The following is a 24,402-nucleotide window of genomic DNA, read 5'->3' on the forward strand; positions in this document are numbered from 1 at the left end:
ATTACCTGGGATGGCTGATTACCTGCGAAGCGCTGTGCGCCGTCACGGTTTCCAGCGGTACATCATCACTTTGCCGCGCGCGTCTTCCTCGACGAACACGAGGTACTCGCCGTTGGTGCGCTTCGCGGCGCTGATGCCGTTCGGCACATCGACCCAGCCCGACGCGCCGCCCACTTCCGGGCCCGGCCGGATCACGCCGATCTCCTTGCCGCTCTCCTTGTCCCACACGTGCACCGCGCCAACCGGCTCGACGCCGAAAATGTATTGGCCTTCGACCGTGAGGCCGATGATGGTGGCGATGGGTTTGCTCTGCGTCTGCCACGGCAGCGTGATCGCATAGCGCTGCACCGGATTGCCGCTCGACCATTTGTCGTAGCGCACCAGCACGCGGCCCACTTCTTTCCAGAAGCCGCGATCGACCGGCGTGTCGGGCGTGTAGCCCGTCACGTACATCGTGTCGGTGTCGGGGTCGTAAATCGCACGGTGCAATTCCGTGAACGGTTGCGGCACCGGGTACTGCGTCATGTTCGAATACGAGTAGACCGGGTTGCCCTTCGCATCCAGCCCACCGAAGCGGAAGCGATAGATGCCCTTGGTATCGCGCGTGCGCCAGATGTCGCCGGCGGTGTCGACCCACCAGCCCCAGCCGCCCGCGAGTTTCGTGCCGCTCGTATTGAGCGTGAATTCGTCGGTGTTGAACTTGCCGTCGCCGTTCGCATCGCGCCAGATCCAGTCACCGCCCGGCGGCGCATTCGGCACCTTGGCCACCGCGCGCTCGCGTCCCGCGATAAAGCCGGAAGGAATCGCCGTTTCGCCGTCGTGCTGCGGGTCGAAGCGATAGATCTTCAGATGGTCCGCGTACATGTCCGTGAGGTACAGGAAAGTGCGGCCCTTCAGTTTGCGGGCGATCGGCAGGCCCGGATACTGATCGGTGTGAAACACCGGATCGTCCGGATACTTGAAGCGGTTCGACAGAAAGCCCGCGTATTTCCAGTCCTGTCCCGCGGGCTTCGACAGATCGAGTTCGAAGCGCTTATTACCCGTATAGACGCTGTCCGGCCGCGACGGATCGATCCACGCGCTGTCGACGAACAGCAGCCCCTGCACCTGCCAGTTCTGCTTGCCGTCGGGCGCATAGCTTTCGAGCGTCGCTCCGAGACCCGCGCCAATCGGCTCGTAACGCGGACCAATCCCGTTGGTCGACACGTACACGTTGCCGCGCGCATCCACGCCCACGCCGGTCAGGCCGTTGAAACGCTGCGGGCCCGGCTTGCCGGCGACGCCGCTGAAAATGCCGCCGCGCTCGCCGAGCGAACCCGACTCGGCATAACGGCCGTTGTTCTTGCTGAAATACAGCACCTGCTGACGCGGACCGTTATCCGCGATCAGGATGCGGCCTTGCGCATCGACCGCGATATCCACCGCGATCGTTCCGGCAGGCAGCGCGAAGTTTTCGTCGATGCGTTTGCCCGCGGCCGTGTAGTGCTCGACATGCGGCTCACGGTCGTTGCGCGTGCCGCTCAACACCCACAGCGTGCCGTCCGGCGCCAACGCGAGTCGGCCCGGCTCATGCACGCTCCAGGTGGTTTTCTGCTGCATCGATTCCGCGTCGTACACCTCGATACGATCGCGCGCGGTGTTCGCCGCAAACAACGTGGTGTCGTTCGCCGCGAGGCCGCCGATCTCGGCGCTCGTGCCGGTCGGCACTTCGTTCATCATCAGGAAGCCGGCCGCCAGTTGCGCGTGCGGGTCGGCGCTTTTCGCGGCAGGTTGGAACGGCGCGGCGCGTTTCGGATCGGCGATCTGCCGGCGCGAGATGCCGAACCATTGCTTGCCCTTTTCGGGCCACACGCCCTGCTCGACGAGGCGCCCCTTCTCGTTACCGACCGCGATCGCAACGAACGCGTACTTGCGATTCACCGCGACCGCGTTGCCGCCGCCGTTGCCCCAGCCATGCGTGCCGCCCGCGAAGCCGAGCATCTTCCCGTTCTGATAGACGCTCGCTTCAGCGCCGCTTTCGTCCCACGGCGCGTTCGTATAGACCTTGCCGTCCGGCGCCACCGCAATGGCGGTGATGTTGATCTGCGCCCAGGTGCCGTCGCCGAAACCGAAGGTATTGCCGATCCACGACGTTTTCGCGTTCAACGCGGTTTCCGCATGAGCCGAGAAACTGGCCGATCCCGCAGCCAGTCCGACGGCACACGCAAAGACAGCGAGCCAGCTTTTGAACGTGAAACGGGGCAAAGGTATTTCCTCCAATCAGCGTCGCGCGCGGGCAATAAGGCTCGCGCGGAAACACAACTCAATGAAATGACGCTACGAATCGCGGCCGATCTCGTGATGCAAACCGCTAGAAGCCGTGCAAGGACATGAGACAGATTCGTGCGGAGCGGTGCACGGACCGAGCGTCGTCGACGGGACGGCCAACCCAAGTCCGGGGGCCCGGCGGCAAGCAAAGCGCGCAGCCCACGCGCCCTCCTTGGCCACCCAATCCGCACGGCTCACATTACGCGGAAAAAACACCGCGACGAAAATCGAAAATAATTCAAAAATATTCGACGCCTTAAGCGTTGTGAAAGAAAACCATTAAAAATGGATTAAAACGAAATCAAGTACGGTGCACATCCGCACGCGCCCCTCGGCACCCATCCTTACCGATGCGCAGCAACGCGATCCGCACTTATTACATATCCCGTCATCCGTTCGACACAAGCATAAAAATCCATTGCGAATGGATAACGAAACACCCTGTTGCAATCTGATTCATTTATCCAATTCATTCCCGTTTTTTCACGATTTTATTTTCCCTAGAATCGATTGCACTTCCGTTGCGATGCGAAGCGAGCGCGCCTGTTCCCCGGAACCCTCGCGCGATCCTTCGCCCGGCCCATCTGCTTCACACCATGGACGGTTCATGACTGCCAGCGCACTGCCCTTAGCGCCTTCCCACTCCCGCCGCATCGTGCAGCTCGACGGCTTGCGCGCCATCGCCGTGCTTGCCGTGTTCGCGCAGCACGCGTTGAAAGCGCCGCTGTGGATGGGCGTCGATCTGTTTTTTGTTTTGAGCGGCTTTCTGATTACCGGCATCCTGCTCGAGCGCAAAGCGCGTCAGCAGTCGTATTTCGGCTATTTCTACGCACGCCGCGCGCGCCGCATCCTGCCGCCATATGTGCTGCTGATGGTGGTGTCGTCGATTCTGTTCGGCCTCGGCTGGGCGCAGCACTGGCAGTGGTACGCGTTCTTCGCGACCAATATCGGCGACGCGCTCAATCAGAGCGGTCACGACAGTCTGAACGTGCTGTGGTCGCTCGCCGTCGAAGAGCAGTTCTACATTGTCTGGCCGTTCGTGATCCTGCTCGTGCCCGAGCGCGTGCTCGGCTACGTGGCCGCCGTGTTGATCCTGCTGGTGCCCGTGCTGCGCGCGGTGGCCACGCCCTGGTTCGATTCGTTCTGGCCGATCTATTACCTGACGCCGTTCCGCATGGACCTGCTCGCAGCCGGCGCGCTGCTGGCGGTGGCCGTGCGGCGTGACCGCAATGCGCTCGAGCCTTACAAAGGCGTCGCCGTGCTGGGATTGGTCGCGGCGCTGGCGGTACTCGCGTGGCTGCATCTGCACTTTCCCCGCTTTCGCGCGGCCAATACGCCGCTCTCGAACGCCGGGCTCTACAGCGTTTCGTTGGTTCTTTGTACTTCCGTCGTGGTCATCGCCCTGCAAAGCAAGGGCATCGTCAAACGGCTGCTGTGCAATCCCGTGCTGGTTTATATCGGCACCATCAGCTACACGATTTATCTGATTCACCTGAGCGTGCTGTACGCGCTGTGGCCGCTGCATCTGAACCGCTTCGTGACCGCCGCGCTCGCGCTCGCGATCACGCTCGTCTACGCCACCGTCACGTGGTTCGCGTTCGAGAAGCGCCTGATTTTCGGCTCGGCGGGCAACGCGCATGCGCCGACGCAATCCGCCAACGGCGGCGGCGTCAGCACCGCGCCGCAAGCGCCGCAAAGCCGCGCATGAAGTGGATGAAGCGCCGTGCACGGCTCGCTGCAAGCGCATGCGCCGCGGCATCGCTCATCGCATCCGCCGCGTTCGCCGCGGCGCCGGGCCCGCGATCGCAAGTGCTGATCGAGGCCTACGGCGACTCGACCACGCTCGGCATTACCTGCAGCGGCGGCGATTGCGGTCCGCAGGCGCAGAACGCCGTGGCGTACCTGCAGGATGAATTGCAGGCGCGCCACGGCGAACGGGTGCTGGTCACGAACTACGGCGTGGGCAACACGATGGCGACGCAGCTGCGCGACGGCACGGGCAATCGCCGCGCCGGCCCGACGGCCGGGTTGCCGTGGCAGGAACGGCTCGCCGCCTCGCCCGCGCAGATCGTGCTGATCAACTACGGCATCAACGAAGTGATGCAGAACCAGACGCCCGAGCAGTTCTACACGGCCGAAACGACGCTCGTGAAAACCGCTCGCGCGCTCGGCAAGCAGCCGGTTCTGCAGACCGCCAACCCGATGCCCGACAACCGGCTCAACGCGCGGCTCGCGACGATGGTCGCCATGACGCGCCGCGTGGCCGCCGAGCAGCAGGTGCCGCTCGTCGATCAGTTCGCCTACATCAGCAGTCTGCCGGACTGGAAGACGCTGATGTCCGACGGCGCGCATCCCAAGCCGGATTTGTACCGGCTGAAGGCCGAACAGGATTTTCAGGTCGTCGAACCGTTGGTGCGGCGGCTGTTGGACGGCACGCCCTGAAACGCTTTTTCAAGTGCGTTTCGTGCATTGGGTGCATTGGGTGTTTTTGATGCTTGCGAAACGTGCTTCTGAGATGCGCTTCCGAGTGTGCCGATGAAATGCGCCCTAGCCGGCGCGACTGCTTTTTCTTTTTCTCTTTTAACAATCTTGAAGGCAAGCTATGAGCCAACCACGCAAAGCGATCATCACCGGCGTATCCGGACAGGACGGCGCCTATCTGACCAAACTGCTGCTCGACAAGGGCTATATCGTGACCGGCACTTACCGGCGCACGAGCTCCGTCAATTTCTGGCGCATGCGTGAGCTCGGCGTGCTCGATCATCCGAATCTGCGTCTGGTCGAACACGATCTGACCGACCTCGGCTCGACGCTGCGCCTGCTCGAAGGCGCGCAAGCCGATGAACTGTACAACCTCGCCGCGCAAAGCTTCGTGGGCGTCTCGTTCGACCAGCCGGTGACCACCGCCGAAGTGACCGGCATCGGCGCGCTGAATCTGCTGGAAGGCATCCGTATCCTCAATCCGAAGACGCGTTACTACCAGGCGTCGACGTCGGAAATGTTCGGCCTCGTGCAGGCCGTTCCGCAACGCGAGGACACGCCCTTCTATCCGCGCAGCCCGTATGGCGTCGCCAAGCTGTTCGCGCACTGGTCGACCATCAACTATCGCGAGTCGTATGGCCTCTTTGCGAGCAGCGGGATTCTGTTCAATCACGAATCGCCGCTGCGTGGCCGCGAATTCGTCACCCGCAAGATCACCGACACCGTCGCCAAGATCAAGCTCGGCAAGCAGGACGTGCTCGAGCTCGGCAACCTGAGCGCCAAGCGCGACTGGGGCTTCGCGCTCGAATACGTGGAAGGCATGTGGCGCATGCTGCAAGCCGACGAACCGGACACCTTCGTGCTCGCCACCGGCCGCACCGAAACGGTCCGCGATTTCGTGCGCATGGCGTTTGCGGCAGCGGGCTATCAGCTCGAATGGTCCGGCAAGGAAGAGCGCGAATCCGGTATCGACGTCGCCACCGGCAAGACGCTGGTGCGCGTAAATCCGAAGTTCTATCGTCCGGCCGAAGTGGACCTGCTGATCGGCTGCGCTGACAAGGCTCACGAAAAACTCGGCTGGAAGCCGGAAACCACGCTGGAGCAGTTGTGCCACATGATGGTTCATGCGGATCTCGGACGTAACGAGCATCACGAGACGTTCTGATCCCCAACGAAGATGCGCGGCCACGGTCGCGTATCTTCCATGCAAAAAAAGACGCGGAGCCTGATCCTGATGATCGAGGCTCCGCGTCTTTTTTATTTCATCGTGCCACGAGCGTAGTTCACGTCTGGCTCAGTGCACCCCACCCGCCGCAATCGCCTCGCTATACACCGAAGCCACCCGCTTCGCGATCACCGAGTTATCGAAGTTCTCGCGCGCATAGCGGCGGCATGCATCGGCATCGGGCAATTTCAGCGTGCCGTTGAGCGCGCCCGCGAGTCCATCCGCGATGGCTTTAGCGCCCGTCTCCGGCAGCACCAGATTCGGCGACAAACCCGCCACCGCCTCAGGCAAGCCGCCCACGGGCGTGACCAGTACCGGCGTACCCGAGGCCAGCGACTCGACCGTGATAAGGCCAAAGCCTTCCAGCGCCACCGTCGGCACGACGCTGATATTCGCCGCGCGGTACAGCGCCGCCAGATGCTGGTCGGGCACGAAACCCAGCAGCTTCACGTTGTCCTCCAGACCCGCCTCGGTGATGCGCGCCTGCAGTTCGCCCTCGAGCCGCCCTTTGCCGGCGATCAGCAGCAACACATCCGGCGCGCTGCGCTTGAGCAGCTTCACCGCATCGATCAGATCCTCGAGACCCATGCGGCGCACCAGACGCCGCACCGCCAGCACGATCGGCCGGTCTTGCGGCAATTGCAGCTTCAGACGCGCCTCGGCGGGCGAGATCGGCAGATTGAACTGCTCGACATCGACGCACCCGGGCACCACGCGCACACGGTCCGGCGCGATGCGATAGCGCGAGGTCAGAATCTTGCCGAACGCCTCGGACAGCACAATCAGCCGCGACGAGCGCGCATAGACCGATTGTTCCAGATAGCGCTTGGCGCGCTGGCCGAGCGAATCGGCGCCTTCCACGTGACTCTCGTCGGCCCACGGCCCCTGAAAGTGCGAGACCTGCGGTATGCCGCGCGTCACGTCGAGACCCGGAAAAGTATAGAGCGCGAAGTGCGAGGAAATCACGTCGGGGCGCGACGTGCTGATTTCCTGGCGCAGTGCGCGGCGCGCCGCCATCAGCCGCAAAGGCAGTGATTGCGCGGCGGAGCCGAAGCCGTTGATCGCGCCGCCGGTGTCGGCGGCCACTTTGGGCGAGCCGGCCACTACGCCGCGCACCGCGACGCCCGCGCCAGGCAACGCGCCGACCAGCGAGTAGTACATGCGGTCGAGGCCGCCCGCGCGCTCGGGGAACCAGTGCATCCCGATCTGCAGCGATTTGATAGAACTCGTCGTCATGGTTGTGACCCCTGTGCGTTTTGAGAGTTGTGATGGTTGAGCGATGAATGCGCCAGCCGGGTTAATGAACCCCGCAACGTCATTCCGCGCTCTTCTGGCCGGCCAGCGTGTTCAGCGTCAACGCGTCGGTCTTGGCGACCGCTGCCGCTTCCGCCTCGCTTTGCCGGCGATGCTTCTGCTGTCCCGCGAGTTGGCGATACAGCGCAATGTATTGCGCGGCCATGCGCGCCCAGCCGAAGCCGGTCGCGAGTTCGTTGGCGGCGACGCCCATCGCGCGGCGCTCGACGTGGTTGTCGGCGAGGCGTGCGACCGCGCGCGCCAGCGCCTTGGGATCGTCCGGATCGTCGAGCACGATGCCGCATTCCGGCGTGATGATTTCAGCGCCGCCCGCGGTGCGCGCCGTGACCACCGGCAAGCCCGCCGCCATCGCTTCGAGCAGCGACAGGCTCATTGCTTCATAGCGCGACGGAAACACGAAGGCGTCGACGGAATGCATCAGCACCGGCATCTCCTTCACGAGACCGAGAAAATGCACGCGATGCGCAATGCCGAGCGCCTTCGCCTGTTCCGGATACGGACTGCCCGGCAGGAAGCCCGCCACCGCGATCTGCACGTGTTCAGGCAGATACTTGAGCGCGGCGAGCACCGTTCCGAGGTTCTTGCGCGGTGTGCGCAGGTCGCCCACGAACAGCAGCAAAAACGCGTCCTTCGGCAGGCCGAATTTCTCGCGGTCGCCCGTAGCCGCGGCGAAGCCTTGCGTATCCACGCCGTTGTAGATCACATCGACACGGTTATCGGGCGTGAGACCGATCGCGTGAATCTCGTCGGCGACCTTTTGCGACACCGCCGTAATCACCTTCGAACGCCGGTAGGCCCAGCGTTCGAGCAGCGCATTGCAGCGCGTATAGACCGACTGATAGGCGGACCACACGCCCTTGGTGAGCCCGAACGGATAGTACTTGCTGCCGAACCAGCCGCTATGCACGAAGTGCGAGGTGTTGACGTCGGCGGGCATCCACGTGATGAAGCCGTTCACGTGCAGCACGTCGTATTCGCGGCGATGCGCGCGCAGCCACATTGCGCTTTTGAACGCGAACACCTGCTGGCGCAGCAGATTGGTCGGCCACCAGCGGCCGATTTTCATCGGCACCCAGCGGACGTTCGGATGCGCGAGCAGATCCGGCGCGACGTGCGAGGCGACCAGCGTGACGCCGATGTTCTCGTCGAGGGCCGCGCGCGCGATCTCGTGGTTGACGCGCCCCTGGCCGTCGTTATGGCGCACAACGTGCGTGACAATGGCGACTCTCAATCAGTGCCTCCGTGGAGAAATAGCGTGCGTCTGCGGTTTATCTTTTCGTAATGAACCGCGGAAAGGATCGAAAAAACACCCATGAAAAGCAGCAGTCCGCCCGTGCCGACCAGCGAATTGGTGAACACCAGCATCGCGAAAGTCGCGAGGCTCAGGCTCATGCAGGCGGACACGAATTTGTCGTTGCGCAGCTTGAACGACGCGAGCACCGCGCGCGTCACGAGCCAGATGATTCCGGACATATAGAGCAGCGTGCCGGGCCAGCCGAGCACGAACGGAATGTTCATCACGCCGCTGTCGAAGTTGCCGTACTGGCCGAGCTGGCCGCCGTCGTTCGAGAGCTTGGTGGAGGTGCCGGTGGCGCCCATGCCTTCGCCCGACACGTCGGTAAAGGCTGTTTTGGCGAAGGTCGCATAGAACTCGTTACGCGCGGCGTAGCTCTGGTCGTCGTTCAGATTGACGATAGTCGTGAGACGCGCCTGCATCCGCTCGGCCACCGGACCGACGGCCAGCAGCGGCACGCACAGCCCCGCCAACAGCACCGCGCTGGCGACGATGCGCACCCGCACCTTGTTGTTCGATTTGACGAGCTGAATCAGCAACGCGATGACCCAGCCGCCCCACGTCGAGCGCACGAGGCTCAGCGCGAATGCGAAAAAACCCAGCGCCGCCGCGACCCAGCGCACCCGGTGCGTGGCCGCCATGACGAACACCATCGCGCCCATCATCGCGAAGGCGAACGGTCCCGACGAGTTCATCGTGCTGAACACGCGCACGCCCATCGGCACCGGGTCGCCTTGCGAGTTCATCTGCGAGCCGAGCATCCACAACGCGTCCCACTGCGGCATGATGAAGAACTGCACCAGGCCGTAGCCGCCCATCACCAGCATGCCCCAGATGAACGTGTTGACGATGGTGTCGCGGTACTGCGGATACTGGCGCGTGTTCGCCATGATGTGAAAGCCGATCAGGATCGGATACAGCCAGTTCGCGAGGTCGTAAGTGGCCGCGAGCGGCCCGCTCGACATCACGCCCACGAGGAACGCATAGATGAGCCCGAGCAGGATCAGCAGCACCGGCAGGCCGCGCCGTTGCGCCAGCAGTTTGTAGTAGCGCAGGAGCGACAGCGCGCTGATCATCGTGACCGCGAGCGGCGCGACCTGGATCAGGCTGGTCGGCGTGAACGAACCCTTGGACCAGTCGGCCAGACGCCGCACTTCCGGGCTCAGGAACCACAGCCACCACATGAAGCCGATATAGCGCGCCGGGCTCTTGAAGTACAGCCACAGGCCCGTGAGGATCGCGAGCATCGGAAACGCGAGCGTGAGCACCGTGCCCTGATGCGCGCCGATCAGCAGCGTCGTGACGAACCACAGCAAAGCCTCCGGCAGCCATTCCTTGCGGCCGCGGGACGGCGCCCGTCCGGTGCCGTTCACGCTATCGGCGCTTCGCGCAATCGTCGACATCGTTCAGAGACCTCCGCGCGACTGCCGCGCCGGCCGCTCAGCGTCGGACACGCCCGCCGCGGTCGCCATGCCGGCCGCCGAGCGCACGCGTGACGAGGCGCGCGCGCGCAGCATCTCCTGCGTGATCCGCACGTGCTGCATCGCGTAGTGCTGCGTGGTCAGGTCGCGCGACAGCAGGCCGGCGGCGGCCGCTTGCGCCTGGCGCAGCGCCTCCAGCGGCGCGGCGGCGAGCTGGTCGACCGCTTCACGCAATGCCTGCGGATTGAACGGCGGGATATAGGACGCCTCGCCCGCCGGAAAATAATCCTGCAACGCGCCGACATTCGTCACCACCATCGGCTTGCCGACCGCCGCTGCTTCGAGCATCACGGTGATGCCCGAGGCGTGCGAATTCGGCCGCAACGGCACGACGATCACGTCGGCCCAGTCGTACAGTTCGTGTTGCTTCTTGATGCCTGAGAACAGCGCGATTTCGACATTCGGCGCGCGCAGCGACGCGGGAATCCGGCGCCGGGTCGCGAGCTTTACCGTGTAGCGGGCGTCGTTGCCGAACGCCTTGATGAGCGTCTCCCAATCGCGGTCGCGGTCGTTGCCGATCGCTGCAATGCGGATCGGCGTGTGCGGCGCCCATTCGGCCGGTGTCTTGACCGGAAAGTCGCGCGTGTTCAGGCCATAGAGCAGCGGTTTGGCGTCGCGATCGAAATAGCGCCGGCACAGCTCGGCATTTTCGCTGGCGAGCGTCGTGAGCTGATCGGCGCGCGTCATCAGCTTGCGATACAGCCAGCTGCGCAGAATGCCGTAGGAAGGCCATTTATCGAGCAGCCACACGCTTTGCGCGAGCAGCAAGGGCGAGGCATCGGCGCCCGCCTTGCGGCCGCTCAGCAGCAGCATGAGGGCCGCGGAGAGCCACTCCTGTTCCGTGTGCGTCCAGATCACGTCCGAGCGCAGCATCTCGGCGCGGTTGCGCCACGTATGGATGAAGTCGAATCCGAGCGCCGCCTTCAGCGCGCGGCGCAGCAGGCGCACCGGCTTGCCTTCGCGGGCATCCTGCGAATAGGTGAGCTTGAACGCGTCGGATTCCGCGTGGTGATAGCCATACAGACAGCCAATGTCGTCGCCCTGTCGATAAAAGCGCGGGTCGGCGCCGTAAAACAGATGAACGTGAACTTTCGTACTCATGCAGACACTCCGCTCTGCCGGTGGAAAGGGGCATCGGCGGCCCTGACGCGGGCCGTGCGCCGATGCACGAACGTGCGGGACGTGGTGCGAGCCAGAGCGATCACGCGGCGCGTGACAGCGCGCGACGCGCCTCGTGCGCGCCGCTGCGCACGGCGCGCCAGCGCGTCAGCTTCAGGCCGGCCTGCTTCGAGAGCAGCGCGAGCGCCGCGTGCGTGAGCCCCGGATAAACGCGCGTACCGACCAGCGTCCACCACCACCAGGCGGTTTCGCGGTGCAGCGGCGGCAACTGGTCGCGCAGGATCAGATGGAAGTTGAAGGCGGCGTTGCGCAAGGCCGCCATGGTTTGCGCGTCGCGCCGGTCGTCGTCGAAACGCTCGGCGGGAAAGTGATCGACCGCCACGCGCGGGTCGTACATCAGCTTCCAGCCGGCGTTTCTCACGGCGAGGCTGAACGCCATGTCGTTGTGGACCTGCGCGCCGGCGCCGCGCAGGCGCGCGTCGAAGCGGATGGTGCGCACCGCCTCGCGGCGGTAGCTCATATTCGCGCCCTTCAGAATGTCGACTTCGCGCGCACCGCCAACGCCCAGATGATGATTGCCGATGATCTTGCCGTGCGCCGTGACCTTGCCCACCAGCGGCCGCTCGCCGTCCAGCACGCGGCCTTTCTCGTGCACCCAGTCGCGTCCGCCGAGCGCGCCGAGGCGCGCGTCGCCGGCGAACGCGGCGGCGATGCGTTCGACCCAGTCGGCGTGCGGCGCGGCGTCGTCGTCGGTGATCGCGATCACGTCGCCGCGCGCGGCGTCCAGACCGCGATTCAGAGCCGCGACCTGGCCGGGCGCTTCGACCAGCGCCACCGAGAGCGGCAGCGCGCCCGGCACGGCCGGATCGCGCAGGCACGCGTGGGTCGCATCGTCGTCGGCGCGCGCCACCACCACCACTTCGTCAGGCAGCCGCGACTGCCGTTGCAGCGCCGCGAGGCAGCGCGCCAGATCGGCCGGGCGGCGGTAAGTCGGAACCAGTACCGTCACTTTCATCGTGATGTCCTTTTTAATCGTCGTTGCGCGAGGTTCGGAATGCATCCGCAAACCTGCGGGCTCAGGTGCTCAGGTATTCCTGAACCGCCGCGTAGCCACGGTCGTAGCCGCCGCGCGAGCGGGCCGGCATGCCGTTGAAAATGCCGCCCTGCACGTGCACGCCGGCCGCGCGCAGGCGCTTCAACGCATCGTTGATTTCGCCTTCGCTGTGCACGCCCGAGCGCATCACGAAGAAGGTCGATCCGGCATACGCGCCGATGATCGACGCATCGGTCACGGCCAGCACCGGCGGCGTGTCGATCATGATCACGTCGTAGCGCTTGGCGAGGCCTTCGAGGTACTGCGGCAGGCGCGGCGACATCAGCAGTTCCGACGGATTCGGCGGACGGCGGCCGCACGAAATGAAGCTCAGGCCGTCGACCTGCGAGCTGCGGATCGCTTCTTCCAGCGAGATCTGGCCGCTCAGCAATTCGGACAGGCCGTTATCCGGCGCACCGCCCAGATAGCGTTCGAGCACACCGCGGCGCATGTCGCCGTCGATCATCAGCACACGCTTGCCCGAGTTCGCGAGCAGCACCGCCAGATTGACCGTCAGGAAGCTCTTGCCGACGCCCGCCATCGGGCCGGTCAGCATGACGATGCGGTTCTTCGCGTCCAGCAGCGTGAACTGCATGGAGGTGCGCAGGCTGCGCAGGCTTTCGACCGTGACGTCCTTGGGCCGCGCATTCGCCAGCACCGAGCGCAGACGCTCGCCGCCGCGCAGGAAGCTGGCTTCGAGCACGCCCTGTTCGGCGGAGAGCGGCACGAGGCCGAACACCGGCAGATGGAACGCGCGCTCGATGTGATCGGGGTCGTCGATGCCCTTGAACATATTGCGGCGCAGGAACACGAAGCCGGTGCCCGCGATCAGCCCGAGAATCACCGCCGCCGACAGGATCAGCGCCTTCTTCGGCTTGACCGGCACGCCCGGACGCAGCGCGGCGTCGACGATATGCACGTTGCCGCCGGTGCCGGCCTTCTGCACCGACAACTCCTGCACGCGGTTGAGCAGCAGCACGTAGATGTCTTCCGCCACCTTGGCGTCGCGCTGCAACTGCACGGCCTTCACTTCGGTGGCCGGCAGATCGCGGAAGCGGTCGGCGTATTTGGTGCGCTGCGCCTGTAATTCGGCCATCTGCTCACGCGCGGCCACCAGCATCGGATGGTCGTCGCCATAGCGCTCGGTGAGCTGCGCCATCTGCAGACGCAAGCCGGCGATCTGCTGCTCGTACTGCACGCTGCCTTCGAGGTAGACCTTGGCCTCGTCGCTCGCGTTGATCGAGCCGGACTGGCGCTGATACGCGGTCAGGGCGGCTTCGGCGCGTTCGAGATCGGACTTCAGGCGCGGCTCCTCGCTCTTCAGGAAGTCGAGCATCTTGCTCGCGTCGGCCTGCTTGTTCAGCACGTGCTGGCGCACATACGACTGCGCGAGCGCGTTGGCGACCAGCGCGGCATGCTCGGGGCTCTTGTCTTCCAGCGAGATCTGGATCACGCCGGTCTGCTTGCCTTGCTCCTGCACCGTGATTGCCGACTGGAACGCGGAGATCGCGTCGAGGTCATTGGCACGCATCACCGTGAATTCCTCGCCCGGCCGCGCCACCAGTTTATTGACCATGATGGTCACGCCGCCGCCCTGCTCCTGCTGGCCGACGAGACCGCGCAGCAGCAGCGAACCGTTCTGCGCATACAGGCTGTAGTGCTGGTCGTCGATCACCTTCATGGTCAGCTTCTGACCTTCCAGCGCAGGGATCACGTCGATCGAATCGACGTCGGCCTCTTCACCGCCCCATGCGTACGACGACAGACCCAGCCACGGACGCGCCGGCTGACCCGGCGTCGCCATGCGCGCGGCGATGCTGCCCAGAAGCGGCAGCGTCTTCGGCGTGACGCTGAAGTTCAGCTTCAGTTGCTGCACGACCGGGCCGACCACGCCGCGGCTCTTGATGATTTCGATTTCGGCGTCGGTCGGCAGCGAGGTCGAGCCGGTGGTGATGGCCGCACCGGTCTGCGTCTGCGTGAGCGCCTGCGACGTGTTGTCGGATTGCTCGACCCGCACATGCGCATCCGCCGAATAGATCGGCTTGGCGAGAAAACAATAGGCGCCGGCGATCCCGACGATCACCGCGGCGATGGCGATGAGCCACCAGATGTCGTCGAGGATCACCTGCACCAGTTGTCCGAGGACGACGTCCTCTTCTTCGGTCTTGATCGGACCGGCCATGTGTGGAGAGATTTGGTTGCTCACAATTCGATCCCGTATCGGTTACAGCGGTGTTTGCTTCGGTCCCGCGCCGCGTCCTTTACGGACGGCGCGGCGCGGGCCTGACGACGGCTCAGACTGCGGTTCAGATGATCAACGCGTCAGCTGCTTCAGGTAGAACAACGTCTGCACACTCGGCAACACCTGCTGCAACACACGGTTGAAGGTGGTCGACGCGGCGGTGCCCACATACACGACATCCAGCGGCTGCAACTGGAACTGCGAGGACAGCATGATGGCGTCCGGCTGCGTCATGTCGAGGCGGTATACGTCCGGCGTGGTCGGGTGATCCTTCATGCCGCGCATCACGAAGATCTGGCGCGGATTGGCGTCGGTGTCGAGAATGCCGCCGCCTTGCGTCAGCGCGTCGGCGATCGTCATGCGGCCCTTGATGATCGGCAACTGGATCGGCGTCTTTACTTCACCCATCACGAAGACGCGGCTGTCGGTGCGGTCCGGCACGTTGATCACGTCGCCGTTTTGCAGCATCACGTTCTGCGTGGTGTCGCCGCGATCGAGCATGCGGTCGGCGTCGAGCACGTAGAGTTTGTTGTTGCGCGTGAGACGTACGCGCTGAATGTCGGCGTCCGCGTTCGTGCCGCCCGAGCGCGTGATCGCGTCGACCAGCGTGAGCGGCACGTCGCTCACCGCGAGCGGGCCCGGCGTCTTCACTTCGCCGGTCACCTGCACCTTCTGGCCGCGGTACGACAGCACGCGCACGTCGACCTGCGGATTGCGGATATAGCGCACGAGGCCGGAGCTCAATTGATCGCGCAACTCACCGACGGTTTTGCCGGCGGCCCGAATACGGCCGACGAACGGGAAAAAGATCGTGCCGTCGGCCGCGATGGTCTGGCCGTACGGATCGGCCTGGCCCGGCAGCGCGGCCGTGTACGGCTGCTGCAAGGCGCCGCCGATCGACTGCGTGGTGTTGCCGCCCGCCGACAGCGTGCTGCCCTGCGGCGTGGTCAATTCAGGGTGGTCCCACACGGTGATGCCGAGAATGTCCTGCGGCGAGAGCCGGTACACGTACTGCGACGGGTCGCTCAGGGTCGAGGTCGGCAGCACCTGGGTCTTCGCGGCGGCGGCTTGCGCCTGCGCGGTCACGACGGCGGCATCGATCACATGGACCGGATAGGTTTCCGCGGGCTGGCTGTCGTGCTGGCCGTCGTCTTTCAGACGGGACGTATCGAGGTAGTTGCCAGGTGCGGTGGCGCAGGCCGACAGAAAGGACGTCAGCAAAAGCGTGGCGGCAAGTTTCGAGTTGAAATGCGTCGACTTGCCGTTCGCGAATGAGTGTGCAGTGAGTTTTTTCATCAGCATATTTTCTTCAGCCATCCCATGACCAGATGTTCGATGAGCACGAGACTCTCCCTATAAGCGGTTTCCGCACCGCCATGCGGATCGGCGACGTCGGAATCCGCTTCCCACTTGCCGAGCGGATAGACCTTGCCGCGCGAGGCCGGATCGAGCGCTTCGACGTCGCTCACCTGCGCGCGCTCGGTGACCAGCACCAGATCGGCGTCGCGCACGAGCTGCCGGTCAAGACGCCGCGAGTAGTGGATGCCCGAGGCAACGCCCTGCTCGGCGAGCAGGCGTTGCATGACCGGGTCCATGCCGTGGCCGTTCACTGCCCGGATGCCCGCCGAATGAAACGCGATCGGCGCCGCCTGCGAACGCGACGCCGCGCCCTGCCGGGCCTTGAACAGCATTTCGGCGGCGGGCGAACGGCAGACGTTTGCGTGGCAGACGATCAGAACGTTGGCGAACATGGCGGGCTCCGTGATAACGGCTTGTCGATGCGGTGGCAGCGGATCAGCGGCCGGCTTCGGCTGCGTCCGCCGTTTCTTCCTGCGCGAGCGGCAAGCCGTTCGAGCCGACCTTCGCAGGCGCGATGCGCAGCGCGTGCTGACGGCCGATCGCGTGATACTCGATACCGAGCTCGAGCAGCGCGTCCGGTTCGTACAGGTTGCGGCCGTCGAAAATCAGCGGCGTCTTCAGGATCCGCTTGAGCGAGTCGAAGTCCGGGCTCTTGAACGCCTTCCACTCGGTGAGGATCACCAACGCGTCGGCGCCTTCGGCGGCTTCCATCTCTTCCTTCACGAACTCGAGCCGCGCGTGCTGTTGCGGCACGTCCTTCAGGTCCAGCGCGAACACGCGCTTCGATTCGTCGATCGCGACCGGGTCGTACGCTTTCACGCGCGCGCCGCGGCGCAGCAGCTCGGCGATCAGCGGACGGCTCGGCGCTTCGCGCATGTCGTCGGTGTTCGGCTTGAAGGCAAGGCCCCATACGCCGAAGGTGCGGTCCGACAGGTCTTCGCCCAGCCGCGCGACGATCTTGTTCGCGAGCACTTTCTTCTGCGTGTCGTTGACCGCTTCGACCGCTTCGAGAATGCGCAGATTCGCCTTGTGATCGGCGGCCGTGCGGATCAGCGCCTGCACGTCCTTCGGGAAGCACGAGCCGCCGTAGCCGCAACCGGCATACAGAAAGTCGTAGCCGATGCGCGGATCGGAACCGATGCCGCGACGCACGGCCTCGATATCCGCGCCGACGCGGTCGGCGAGATTCGCGAGTTCGTTCATGTACGAAATGCGCGTGGCGAGCATCGCGTTGGCCGCGTACTTGGTGAATTCGGCCGAGCGCACGTCCATATACAGCGTGCGTTCGCGATTGCGGTTGAACGGCGCGTAGAGGCGCTTCATCAGGTCGCGCGCTTTCTCGCCCGGCACGTCCTCGTCGCAACCAAGCACGATGCGATCGGGCCGCGTGAAGTCTTCCACCGCCGCGCCTTCTTTCAGGAACTCGGGATTCGACACCACCGAGAACATGTGCGCGGCATTGCGTTCGGCGAGTTCGGCGGCGATCACTTCGCGCACGCGCGAGGCCGTGCCGACCGGCACCGTCGATTTGTCGACGATCACCTTGAAGCCCGTCATATGGCGGCCGATGTTGCGCGCGGCGGCGAGCACGTATTGCAGGTCGGCGGAACCGTCTTCGTCGGACGGGGTGCCGACCGCGATGAACTGGATATCGCCATGCGCGACCGCGGCTTCGACGTCGGTCGAGAACTTCAGGCGGCCGGCCTTGCGATTGCGCGCGATGATCTCCTGCAGACCCGGTTCATGGATCGGCACGCCGCCGTTGTTGAGCACGTCGATCTTGCGCTGATCGACGTCGAGACAGAACACATCGTGGCCGATGTCGGCCAGACATGCGCCCGTCACGAGGCCTACGTAGCCACTACCGATGATCGTCAGGTTCATGTATTACACCTCGCAGAATTGAGTTGATTGGGAAAGGAGCTTAGTAAGCGTTGCTGCCGACGAAGCCTTTCCACAGCGTCAGCACGACGATCTTGATGTCGAGCCAGAAGGTCCAGTGCTGCATGTAGTACAGATCGAGCTTGACACGGCCCATCATCTTTTCGATGCGGTCGGTTTCGCCGCGATAGCCGTTGATCTGCGCCCACCCGGTGATGCCCGGCTTGATCCGGTAACGGTGCATGTAGCCCTTCACCAGATCCTTGTAGATGTCGTCGTGTTCGAGCGCATGCGGACGCGGGCCGACCACCGACATCTCGCCGCGCAACACGTTGATGAACTGCGGCAGCTCGTCGAGACTGGTGCGCCGCAGGAACGCGCCGACCGCGGTGATGCGCGGATCGCGCCGCGTAGCCTGGGTGATCTTGCCGTGCTCTTCCTTGTGCATCTTCATCGAGCGGAACTTGTAGATCTCGAACTGATTGCCGTCGATGCCTTTGCGCTTTTGCCGGAAGAACACCGGGCCCGGCGAGTTCAGCTTCACCGCGGCGGCGATCACCAGCATCACCGGCGCGAGCGCGGTCAACGCGGCCAGCGCGAACAGACGATCGAACACGCGCTTGGGCAGCACGCGCAGATCCGTGATCGGCGAGGCGGCAAGATTGATCGCCGGCACGCCGAGCAGATCGACCATCGGCTGATTGAAGAGCGTGAGGCTGCGCACGTCCGGAATGAAGCGGATGTTCACGAAGTCGTTGCGCAGATCCATCACGAAGCGATGGATGGCTTTCTCCTTCGAGATCGGCAGCGCCAGCCACAGCTCGCGGATCGCACGCTGGCGCACGAGATGCAGCATGCGCTGATAGTCGCGCTCGACCGGCACGCCTTCGATCACCTCGCCCGCATCCGGGTCTTCGTAGTGATTGATCGTGCTGTCTTCATCGAACACCACGACCGGCGAGAAGCCCGCGTCCGGACGGCTGCGCATCTGCTGGATCAGAAAGCGCCCATACGGTGCGCCGCCGACGATCGCCACCGCGCGCTGATTGAAGCCTTCGCGGCGCAGTCCGCGCAGAATCGAATAGACGATCACCTTGGTGACGATCAGCAGCACGATCGTGGCCACGGCCCAATAGACGAGCCACAGCCGCGACAGGCTGTCCGAGCGGTGCAGGCTGAAGCTGATCAGCACGCCGGTAACTTCCACCAGCAGCCAGCCGCCCGCCACGCGGCACAGCAGGTCGTACAGCGGCTTGCCGCGCCACGACTGATAGATCCCGAGCGCAGGGAAAAACACCACCACCAGCAGGCAGTCGAATGCGAGCGAGACGCTTTGCATATCGTCCAGCCACACGACTTTCCCGCTGTGCACGGCCGTCGCGATGGCGGCGCCGAGCGCGACCATGGCGATGTCGATGATTCTCGATAGAACGCTCAGCATGCGCTGCCCCTCAGTTCGTCAGTCAAGTGCCATCCGTTGGTTGGTTGAAATCCAGTCCGGCGACGGGACGCACAACGCCGGTAACCGCGTCATGCAATTCCATGCGCGACGCGTAACTGTTTGAACCGGTGCTAATTGCCCTTCTGTTTCCCGCCCGAAAAACTGTCTGAACAGCCGGATTGGGAAACCTGTGTCGGAATGAGTGAATACCCTTGTACAGGTATAGATAAAGCGATATTAAAATTCCCACTGCAAGACCGCAAAAAATCTCAAATTGTATCGGTCAATGTTTCGGCATTTTTTCTGAATTTTGTTCGGCAATTGTTACCGGATTCTGCGTTTGACAGGCATCCTGCAAGCCTTGATGTAAGCCAATCTCGTACTTTCCGAGTGTTTTCCTACGAAGCTTACGCCGCGCCTTCCGTCATCATTCTGCGGCATGAACGGTGATAAAAAAATAGCCGGCGATTTTTTTCGCGTAATTTTTCTTTTTAAAAAATTATCGGGACATTTTTTCTTCACGAAATGGAGAAATTTATTAGGCGTTTTATATAGTTTCTATTTAACGCGCTTTTATTGATTCCAGAGTTCGTGATAAAACTCGACGCATTCACCCAGCCTCGAGGAGTCCATCATGACAGCTCCGGTCACGGCCACGCCCGCCGACACCCGGTCCACGCAAGTCAAGTCCCTGAACGTCAAGCTCAAGGTTCATCCCGTGATTCTGGCGGGCGGCTCCGGCACGCGGTTGTGGCCGATGTCGCGCGAACAGCATCCGAAACAGTTGATCGGCCTGCTCGGCGACGATTCGCTGCTGCAATCCACCACGCGCCGTCTCGAGGGACTCGAGGCCGGCTATCCGCTCACCGAGCAACTCGTCGTGGTGGCCAATGAAGAACAGCGCTTCACCACCGCCGAGCAATTGCGCACGAGCGGCAAGCCGACCCGGCTGATTCTCGAACCCGCCGGCCGCGACACGGCGCCGGCACTCACGGTGGCCGCCCTCTCGGTCGCCGCGCAGGACGAAGACGGCATCATGGTCGTGATGCCCGCCGATCACGCGGTCACCGACATCGACGGCTTTCACGCGGCCGTGGCCGCCGGCGTGCAGCATGCAGCGGCCGGTCATATCGTCACGATGGGTATCGTGCCGACGCGCGCGGAAACGGGGTACGGCTACATTCGCATTGGCGCGGCCCTTGGCACGACTAACGACACGCAGGAAGCCGACGCGGAAGTGACCGGCAAGGTCGGCGCGCACAAACTCGATCGCTTCGTCGAGAAGCCGCATCTGGAGCTCGCGCAGCGATATATCGAATCGAAGGAGTACTGGTGGAATAGCGGCATCTTCATCATGCGCGCGTCGACCTGGCTGAAGGCGATCCACCATTTCCAGCCGGCCATTTACGAAGCCTGCGATGCGGCCTTCGCGGGCGGCAAGGCGGACGGCGACTTCTTCCGGCTGCAACGCGACGCGTTCAGCGCATCGCCGTCGAATTCGATCGACTACGCGGTGATGGAGCAACTCGGCAATGATCAAAGCGCGGCCTCGGGCGTGGTCGTGCCGTTGCAGGCCGGCTGGTCCGACGTCGGTTCGTGGGACGCGATCTGGGACATCTCGGATAAGGACGCCGATCAGAACGTGGGCCGTGGGCGCGTGATGTTCGAAGGCGCGGCCTCGACCTTCGCGCATTCGGAAGGACGCCTGATCGCCTGCGTGGGCACGCAGGATCTCGTGGTCGTGGAAACGGCCGACGCCATTCTGGTCGCCGACAAGTCGCGCGTGCAGGACGTCAAGAAGATCGTGGGCCGGATTCGCAACGACGGCGGGCTGGAGGCGGCCAACCATCGCAAGGTGCATCGTCCGTGGGGCAACTACGATTCCGTCGACACCGGCGAGCGCTTCCAGGTCAAACGGATCGTGGTGAAACCGGGTGCGCGGCTCTCGCTGCAAATGCATCATCACCGCGCCGAACATTGGATCGTCGTGCGCGGCACGGCGCTCGTCACGCGCGGTGAAGAGCGCTTTATCGTTTCCGAAAACGAATCGGCCTATATTCCGCTGGGTGTCACCCACCGTCTCGAGAATCCGGGCAAGATGCCGCTCGAAATGATCGAGGTCCAGTCCGGTTCGTATCTCGGCGAGGACGACATCGTGCGTTTCGACGACACCTACGGACGTCAGTAACGCGCGTGGACGAGGGGCGTCGGTGGACGGCGTCCTTCTGATAACACCAGTGAATCACAGCGAATGTCACAACGAATGAAACGGGAACCTGCGGCGGTTGCTCCTACCGGCCGCGGGGAACTGCTGTGCTCACCCCGCGTGGGAGATGAGTTCTGTGTACGACGGATAACGATCGGATGCACTGTTCTCGGTCGCCGCCGTGGCAGCGGCCGGTTCGCCGGGATAACGGCGCAACGGACCACGGAACGCGTTGAGCGGTCCATGCAACGGCGCGCCGTGATTGGCCGCGACTGGCTCGGGCACATGGCGCAAGGCAGGCAACGGACGAGCCGCCGTGGGCGCAGGGTTCGCTGAGACATGAGCCGGCGCTTGAGCGGATGCTTGTGCCGCAGCCGCGGATTGCGCCGCTGCCGCCAACGTGAGGCATTCGCGGTCGATCCACTGCCGCGCCCAGTCGAGCGCGTATTGCTCCGCCGCCTCGGCTTGCTCAAAGCGCGGGCCGACGAGGCCGGAACGCTCGACGCGTTTGCCGTCCTTCATGATTTCCGCCCACGCGCGATACATGGCGTTCGGCACCTGCTCAGCCGCGACGTAAATCACATAGCCACGCCGGTCGAGGATTTCCGTGCCGCGGGGCGCGAGGCTCATCGACAACGGACTGCGCCGATCGTCAGGCACAGCCGTGCCGCGCGCCGAAGCGACGGCCGAATTCAAACCATGCATGGCCGCGCCTACCGCGCGCGCTTCATCCGGGCGCGGCAAGCCGGCCCGCACGACATGCCGTGCGGGCGCCGCGACGGGTGCCGCTGGCGCACGAGATACCGGCGGCACATTCGCGACGCCGGACAACTGGCGCGTGATGTCGGCGATCGGATCGGCCGAACGCCAACTGCTCAGGCTATTCGACATGCCGCCGGGCGCTTGCCACGACTCGGGGCTTCTCCAGGACACGCCACGCGGATGCTCGTCGCGCACGCTGGGGGTTTCCGCTACCGGTGCCGCGGGTTTGGCCGCGACGGGCGGCGCCGGTTGGGGGACGTACGCAAAGGTGCGCCCGGTTTGCGACAACAGCCGAACCATCTCCAGCAGCGTGCCGTTCAACTGCCACTCTTCAAAACGGCGCCGGCAAGTCGGACCCGACGGATAGCGCCCTGGCAGTTTCGACCAGGGTTCACCGGTTGTCAGAATCCACAGGACGGCATTCGCCACGATGCGTGGTTCGGCGCGGGGCCGGCCGCGTCGGTTTAGACGGACGGCCGGCTCATCTGAAACAAGCGCTGCCAGCAGCGCCCATTCGTCATTGCTTAGCTCATCGAAAAACATTGGGTTTTCTCCACGCAGCCTGGCCGGGCTGCGGCTTTGGACTGCCACGGATTCAACTGTCACGACCCGTGTGCAGGCCTCGGTTGCACAAATATGTTTTGTACGTTCTGTTGGCTGGTCAATACCGCCCCGACTTAGTGCGGTTTGTCCCTATTGCGAAGCACAAAACGTGGTCTCACTCGTGCATGGGAGAATTTGTGCACGAAGCATACCATCCCCAGGGTTTCCGTGAATATGAATGAGACAAGTGTTACGGATGGAAACAAACTTGTCCTTTTTGCTGCGTCTTTTCTCGCAATGCCGTCACAAAAGTCCGGTCGCTTTCGGCGGCGAAATGACGCTATTGCACCGCACAATCAAAATGCATCACAGGCGAATAACTTTTATGAATCGGTCGTCCGTCTGACACAGGATTTCGATGCATTTTGGCTCGGCTTTGGCCAATCGACCAAAGCGCGGGAAGCAGCGCTGAACACGCTATGTGCAGTGCATCAACGCGATGAAAATAGCGCGGCCTGAACGACGCGGGAGCATTGAGTGAGCGACCGGTTTCGCCGCTCGACACTCCACCGATACAACCGATAGACCAGGTTTCAGCGCACCGGGTTCGCCGCGCCCTCGCCCACCACTGTCGTCCATTGACGCACGCGCCAGCGTGTCACGAGACCGGCGAGCACATACGGATCGGCCTTGGCAAAGGCTTCGGCGGCAGCGGCAGAGTCGCCTTGAAAGAGTAGCATGGCGGTGTCGGTGGGCTCTGCCAGCGCGCCGGCCAGCAGCAGCTCGCCGCGCTCCGTGGCTGCCCACGCGAGCTTCAGATGCTCATCGCGATACGCGGCGCGCCGTTCGAGATAGTCGGACACCAGGTCGTACATCAACAGATAGTGCATGGCGAGCCTCCTTGGCCGGCGTGAGAGCAGACCAGCGACGCAATGGGCGGCACGCATCCTGGTCAATATTACCCATATGTTGGGCGGTGGAATTTCCTGCCGAATTACAATTCAATTGCGTGTGCAGCAATGCGCAAAGTTTGTGTTAATTTTTCATCAATCTTATGGAATAGCTTGGTGCTAATTCGTTTGAATTTGCTTCATGCATTTAATCTGGAATGCATAACATCATTCCACGTTCGCGCCATTTGCCACCGGATACTCCAATCCGCCGTCAGTCCCCGCCACGTAAGGGAAAACCAGCGTGAGCGCCTGTCAACCGGAATGCGCTTTTAGCCGTTCTGGCAGACAGCATTTGCCATAATGGACGTGCCGAGGGTCCTGGATACGGTTGACGCCCGCGCGCACGAACGACCAAAAACGTTTTCACCACCGATGGAGTGTCACATGAAAATCCAATCCGCTATCGCCACGCTGGTGCTGGGCGCTGTCCTCGTTTCGCCGGTGTTCGCAGAGAACAGTCAGCAAACCAAAATGGCCGACTGTAACAAGCAGGCCGGTGACAAGAAGGGCGACGACCGTAAGGCGTTCATGAAGACCTGCCTGTCCGCCAAGCCGGCCGCCGCTGCGCCGATGAGCCAGCAGGACAAGATGAAGGCGTGCAACGCGCAAGCCACCGGCAAGAAGGGTGATGACCGCAAGGCGTTCATGAAGACCTGCCTGTCGTCCGCACCGGCTAATTAAACACAACGAATCGGCGTCGC

Annotated in this window: 19 protein-coding genes; 6 read left to right on the forward strand and 13 right to left on the reverse strand. The window is 63.5% G+C overall.

The window, feature by feature from the left end:
• Nucleotides 1-42: 42 nt before the first annotated feature.
• Entirely contained in the window at nucleotides 43-2,244 is a 2,202-nt protein-coding gene (locus tag B0G74_RS09930; RefSeq protein ID WP_132374643.1) for a hypothetical protein, read from the reverse strand.
• Between the two features lie 670 nt (nucleotides 2,245-2,914).
• On the opposite strand from B0G74_RS09930, the gene B0G74_RS09935 reads away from it, so the two are divergent.
• The 3 genes from B0G74_RS09935 (at nucleotide 2,915) to gmd (ending at nucleotide 5,953) form a co-directional block, all read left to right on the forward strand.
• A complete protein-coding gene (locus tag B0G74_RS09935) occupies nucleotides 2,915-4,015 on the forward strand; it encodes an acyltransferase (RefSeq protein WP_132374644.1) in 1,101 nt (366 codons plus the stop codon).
• A 5-nt stretch (nucleotides 4,016-4,020) separates the two neighbouring features.
• Complete coding sequence (locus tag B0G74_RS09940; RefSeq protein ID WP_132376905.1) at nucleotides 4,021-4,749, forward strand: SGNH/GDSL hydrolase family protein; 729 nt, start codon at nucleotides 4,021-4,023, stop codon at nucleotides 4,747-4,749.
• Nucleotides 4,750-4,909: 160 nt separating this feature from the next.
• Nucleotides 4,910-5,953: a GDP-mannose 4,6-dehydratase gene (gene gmd, locus B0G74_RS09945; RefSeq protein WP_106307326.1), complete on the forward strand. Its 1,044-nt coding sequence runs from the start codon at nucleotides 4,910-4,912 to the stop codon at nucleotides 5,951-5,953.
• Nucleotides 5,954-6,082: 129 nt separating this feature from the next.
• Here gmd and B0G74_RS09950 read toward each other — a convergent pair whose 3' ends face one another.
• The 10 genes from B0G74_RS09950 to B0G74_RS09995 form a co-directional block, all read right to left on the reverse strand.
• Nucleotides 6,083-7,249, reverse strand: coding sequence for a glycosyltransferase family 4 protein (locus tag B0G74_RS09950; protein ID WP_132374645.1), 1,167 nt, complete (start codon nucleotides 7,247-7,249; stop codon nucleotides 6,083-6,085).
• Between the two features lie 79 nt (nucleotides 7,250-7,328).
• A complete protein-coding gene (locus B0G74_RS09955) occupies nucleotides 7,329-8,558 on the reverse strand; it encodes a glycosyltransferase family 4 protein (RefSeq protein ID WP_132374646.1) in 1,230 nt (409 codons plus the stop codon).
• Nucleotides 8,555-10,024 carry a glucose-6-phosphate isomerase gene (locus B0G74_RS09960; protein WP_132374647.1) on the reverse strand — a complete coding sequence of 490 codons (1,470 nt, stop codon included), beginning with the start codon at nucleotides 10,022-10,024 and terminating at the stop codon, nucleotides 8,555-8,557. The genes B0G74_RS09955 and B0G74_RS09960 overlap by 4 nt, the downstream gene beginning before the upstream one ends.
• A gap of 3 nt (nucleotides 10,025-10,027) precedes the next feature.
• Nucleotides 10,028-11,203, reverse strand: coding sequence for a glycosyltransferase (locus B0G74_RS09965; RefSeq protein ID WP_132374648.1), 1,176 nt, complete (start codon nucleotides 11,201-11,203; stop codon nucleotides 10,028-10,030).
• A gap of 100 nt (nucleotides 11,204-11,303) precedes the next feature.
• Entirely contained in the window at nucleotides 11,304-12,236 is a 933-nt protein-coding gene (locus B0G74_RS09970; RefSeq protein WP_132374649.1) for a glycosyltransferase, read from the reverse strand.
• 61 nt (nucleotides 12,237-12,297) lie between these two features.
• On the reverse strand, nucleotides 12,298-14,496 hold the full coding sequence (locus B0G74_RS09975; protein ID WP_132376906.1) for a polysaccharide biosynthesis tyrosine autokinase: 2,199 nt from the start codon (nucleotides 14,494-14,496) through the stop codon (nucleotides 12,298-12,300).
• Between the two features lie 132 nt (nucleotides 14,497-14,628).
• Nucleotides 14,629-15,852: a polysaccharide biosynthesis/export family protein gene (locus B0G74_RS09980; protein ID WP_132374650.1), complete on the reverse strand. Its 1,224-nt coding sequence runs from the start codon at nucleotides 15,850-15,852 to the stop codon at nucleotides 14,629-14,631.
• Nucleotides 15,852-16,307 carry a low molecular weight phosphotyrosine protein phosphatase gene (locus B0G74_RS09985; RefSeq protein WP_132374651.1) on the reverse strand — a complete coding sequence of 152 codons (456 nt, stop codon included), beginning with the start codon at nucleotides 16,305-16,307 and terminating at the stop codon, nucleotides 15,852-15,854. Before B0G74_RS09985 ends, B0G74_RS09980 begins: the two co-directional genes overlap by 1 nt.
• A 43-nt stretch (nucleotides 16,308-16,350) precedes the next feature.
• A complete protein-coding gene (locus B0G74_RS09990; protein ID WP_132374652.1) occupies nucleotides 16,351-17,799 on the reverse strand; it encodes a UDP-glucose/GDP-mannose dehydrogenase family protein in 1,449 nt (482 codons plus the stop codon).
• Between the two features lie 40 nt (nucleotides 17,800-17,839).
• The gene (locus B0G74_RS09995) at nucleotides 17,840-19,237 is read right to left on the reverse strand and encodes an undecaprenyl-phosphate glucose phosphotransferase (RefSeq protein WP_132374653.1); all 1,398 of its coding nucleotides are present in this window, start codon (nucleotides 19,235-19,237) and stop codon (nucleotides 17,840-17,842) included.
• A gap of 634 nt (nucleotides 19,238-19,871) precedes the next feature.
• On the opposite strand from B0G74_RS09995, the gene B0G74_RS10000 reads away from it, so the two are divergent.
• Entirely contained in the window at nucleotides 19,872-21,425 is a 1,554-nt protein-coding gene (locus B0G74_RS10000) for a mannose-1-phosphate guanylyltransferase/mannose-6-phosphate isomerase (protein ID WP_132374654.1), read from the forward strand.
• Nucleotides 21,426-21,554: 129 nt separating this feature from the next.
• Here the strand turns inward: B0G74_RS10000 and B0G74_RS10005 are convergent, their stop codons facing one another.
• Nucleotides 21,555-22,748: a transposase gene (locus tag B0G74_RS10005; protein ID WP_132374655.1), complete on the reverse strand. Its 1,194-nt coding sequence runs from the start codon at nucleotides 22,746-22,748 to the stop codon at nucleotides 21,555-21,557.
• A gap of 234 nt (nucleotides 22,749-22,982) precedes the next feature.
• Between B0G74_RS10005 and B0G74_RS10010 the strand changes: the two genes are divergently transcribed.
• Nucleotides 22,983-23,267 (forward strand): hypothetical protein, encoded by a 285-nt coding sequence (locus tag B0G74_RS10010; RefSeq protein WP_132374656.1) that lies wholly within the window; start codon nucleotides 22,983-22,985, stop codon nucleotides 23,265-23,267.
• A 74-nt stretch (nucleotides 23,268-23,341) separates the two neighbouring features.
• Here B0G74_RS10010 and B0G74_RS10015 read toward each other — a convergent pair whose 3' ends face one another.
• Nucleotides 23,342-23,638 (reverse strand): YciI-like protein, encoded by a 297-nt coding sequence (locus tag B0G74_RS10015; protein ID WP_132374657.1) that lies wholly within the window; start codon nucleotides 23,636-23,638, stop codon nucleotides 23,342-23,344.
• 447 nt (nucleotides 23,639-24,085) lie between these two features.
• Between B0G74_RS10015 and B0G74_RS10020 the strand changes: the two genes are divergently transcribed.
• Nucleotides 24,086-24,382, forward strand: a complete 297-nt coding sequence (locus B0G74_RS10020; protein ID WP_132374658.1) for a PsiF family protein — start codon at nucleotides 24,086-24,088, stop codon at nucleotides 24,380-24,382.
• The last annotated feature ends 20 nt before the right edge of the window (nucleotides 24,383-24,402 follow it).

Origin of the sequence: Paraburkholderia sp. BL9I2N2 (genome assembly GCF_004339745.1) — a bacterium.
Lineage (GTDB): Bacteria > Pseudomonadota > Gammaproteobacteria > Burkholderiales > Burkholderiaceae > Paraburkholderia.

Bases quoted from the DNA above. Each gene is read 5' to 3' on its own strand.
- B0G74_RS10010 (WP_132374656.1), top strand. From the start codon at position 22,983: ATGAATGAGACAAGTGTTACGGATGGAAACAAACTTGTCCTTTTTGCT.
- B0G74_RS09990 (WP_132374652.1), bottom strand. From the start codon at position 17,799: ATGAACCTGACGATCATCGGTAGTGGCTACGTAGGCCTCGTGACGGGC.
- B0G74_RS10015 (WP_132374657.1), bottom strand. From the start codon at position 23,638: ATGCACTATCTGTTGATGTACGACCTGGTGTCCGACTATCTCGAACGG.
- B0G74_RS09935 (WP_132374644.1), top strand. From the start codon at position 2,915: ATGACTGCCAGCGCACTGCCCTTAGCGCCTTCCCACTCCCGCCGCATC.
- B0G74_RS09985 (WP_132374651.1), bottom strand. From the start codon at position 16,307: ATGTTCGCCAACGTTCTGATCGTCTGCCACGCAAACGTCTGCCGTTCG.
- B0G74_RS09960 (WP_132374647.1), bottom strand. From the start codon at position 10,024: ATGTCGACGATTGCGCGAAGCGCCGATAGCGTGAACGGCACCGGACGG.
- B0G74_RS09970 (WP_132374649.1), bottom strand. From the start codon at position 12,236: ATGAAAGTGACGGTACTGGTTCCGACTTACCGCCGCCCGGCCGATCTG.
- B0G74_RS09950 (WP_132374645.1), bottom strand. From the start codon at position 7,249: ATGACGACGAGTTCTATCAAATCGCTGCAGATCGGGATGCACTGGTTC.
- B0G74_RS10020 (WP_132374658.1), top strand. From the start codon at position 24,086: ATGAAAATCCAATCCGCTATCGCCACGCTGGTGCTGGGCGCTGTCCTC.
- B0G74_RS10000 (WP_132374654.1), top strand. From the start codon at position 19,872: ATGACAGCTCCGGTCACGGCCACGCCCGCCGACACCCGGTCCACGCAA.
- gmd (WP_106307326.1), top strand. From the start codon at position 4,910: ATGAGCCAACCACGCAAAGCGATCATCACCGGCGTATCCGGACAGGAC.
- B0G74_RS10005 (WP_132374655.1), bottom strand. From the start codon at position 22,748: ATGTTTTTCGATGAGCTAAGCAATGACGAATGGGCGCTGCTGGCAGCG.
- B0G74_RS09940 (WP_132376905.1), top strand. From the start codon at position 4,021: ATGAAGCGCCGTGCACGGCTCGCTGCAAGCGCATGCGCCGCGGCATCG.
- B0G74_RS09995 (WP_132374653.1), bottom strand. From the start codon at position 19,237: ATGCTGAGCGTTCTATCGAGAATCATCGACATCGCCATGGTCGCGCTC.
- B0G74_RS09965 (WP_132374648.1), bottom strand. From the start codon at position 11,203: ATGAGTACGAAAGTTCACGTTCATCTGTTTTACGGCGCCGACCCGCGC.
- B0G74_RS09975 (WP_132376906.1), bottom strand. From the start codon at position 14,496: ATGGCCGGTCCGATCAAGACCGAAGAAGAGGACGTCGTCCTCGGACAA.
- B0G74_RS09980 (WP_132374650.1), bottom strand. From the start codon at position 15,852: ATGAAAAAACTCACTGCACACTCATTCGCGAACGGCAAGTCGACGCAT.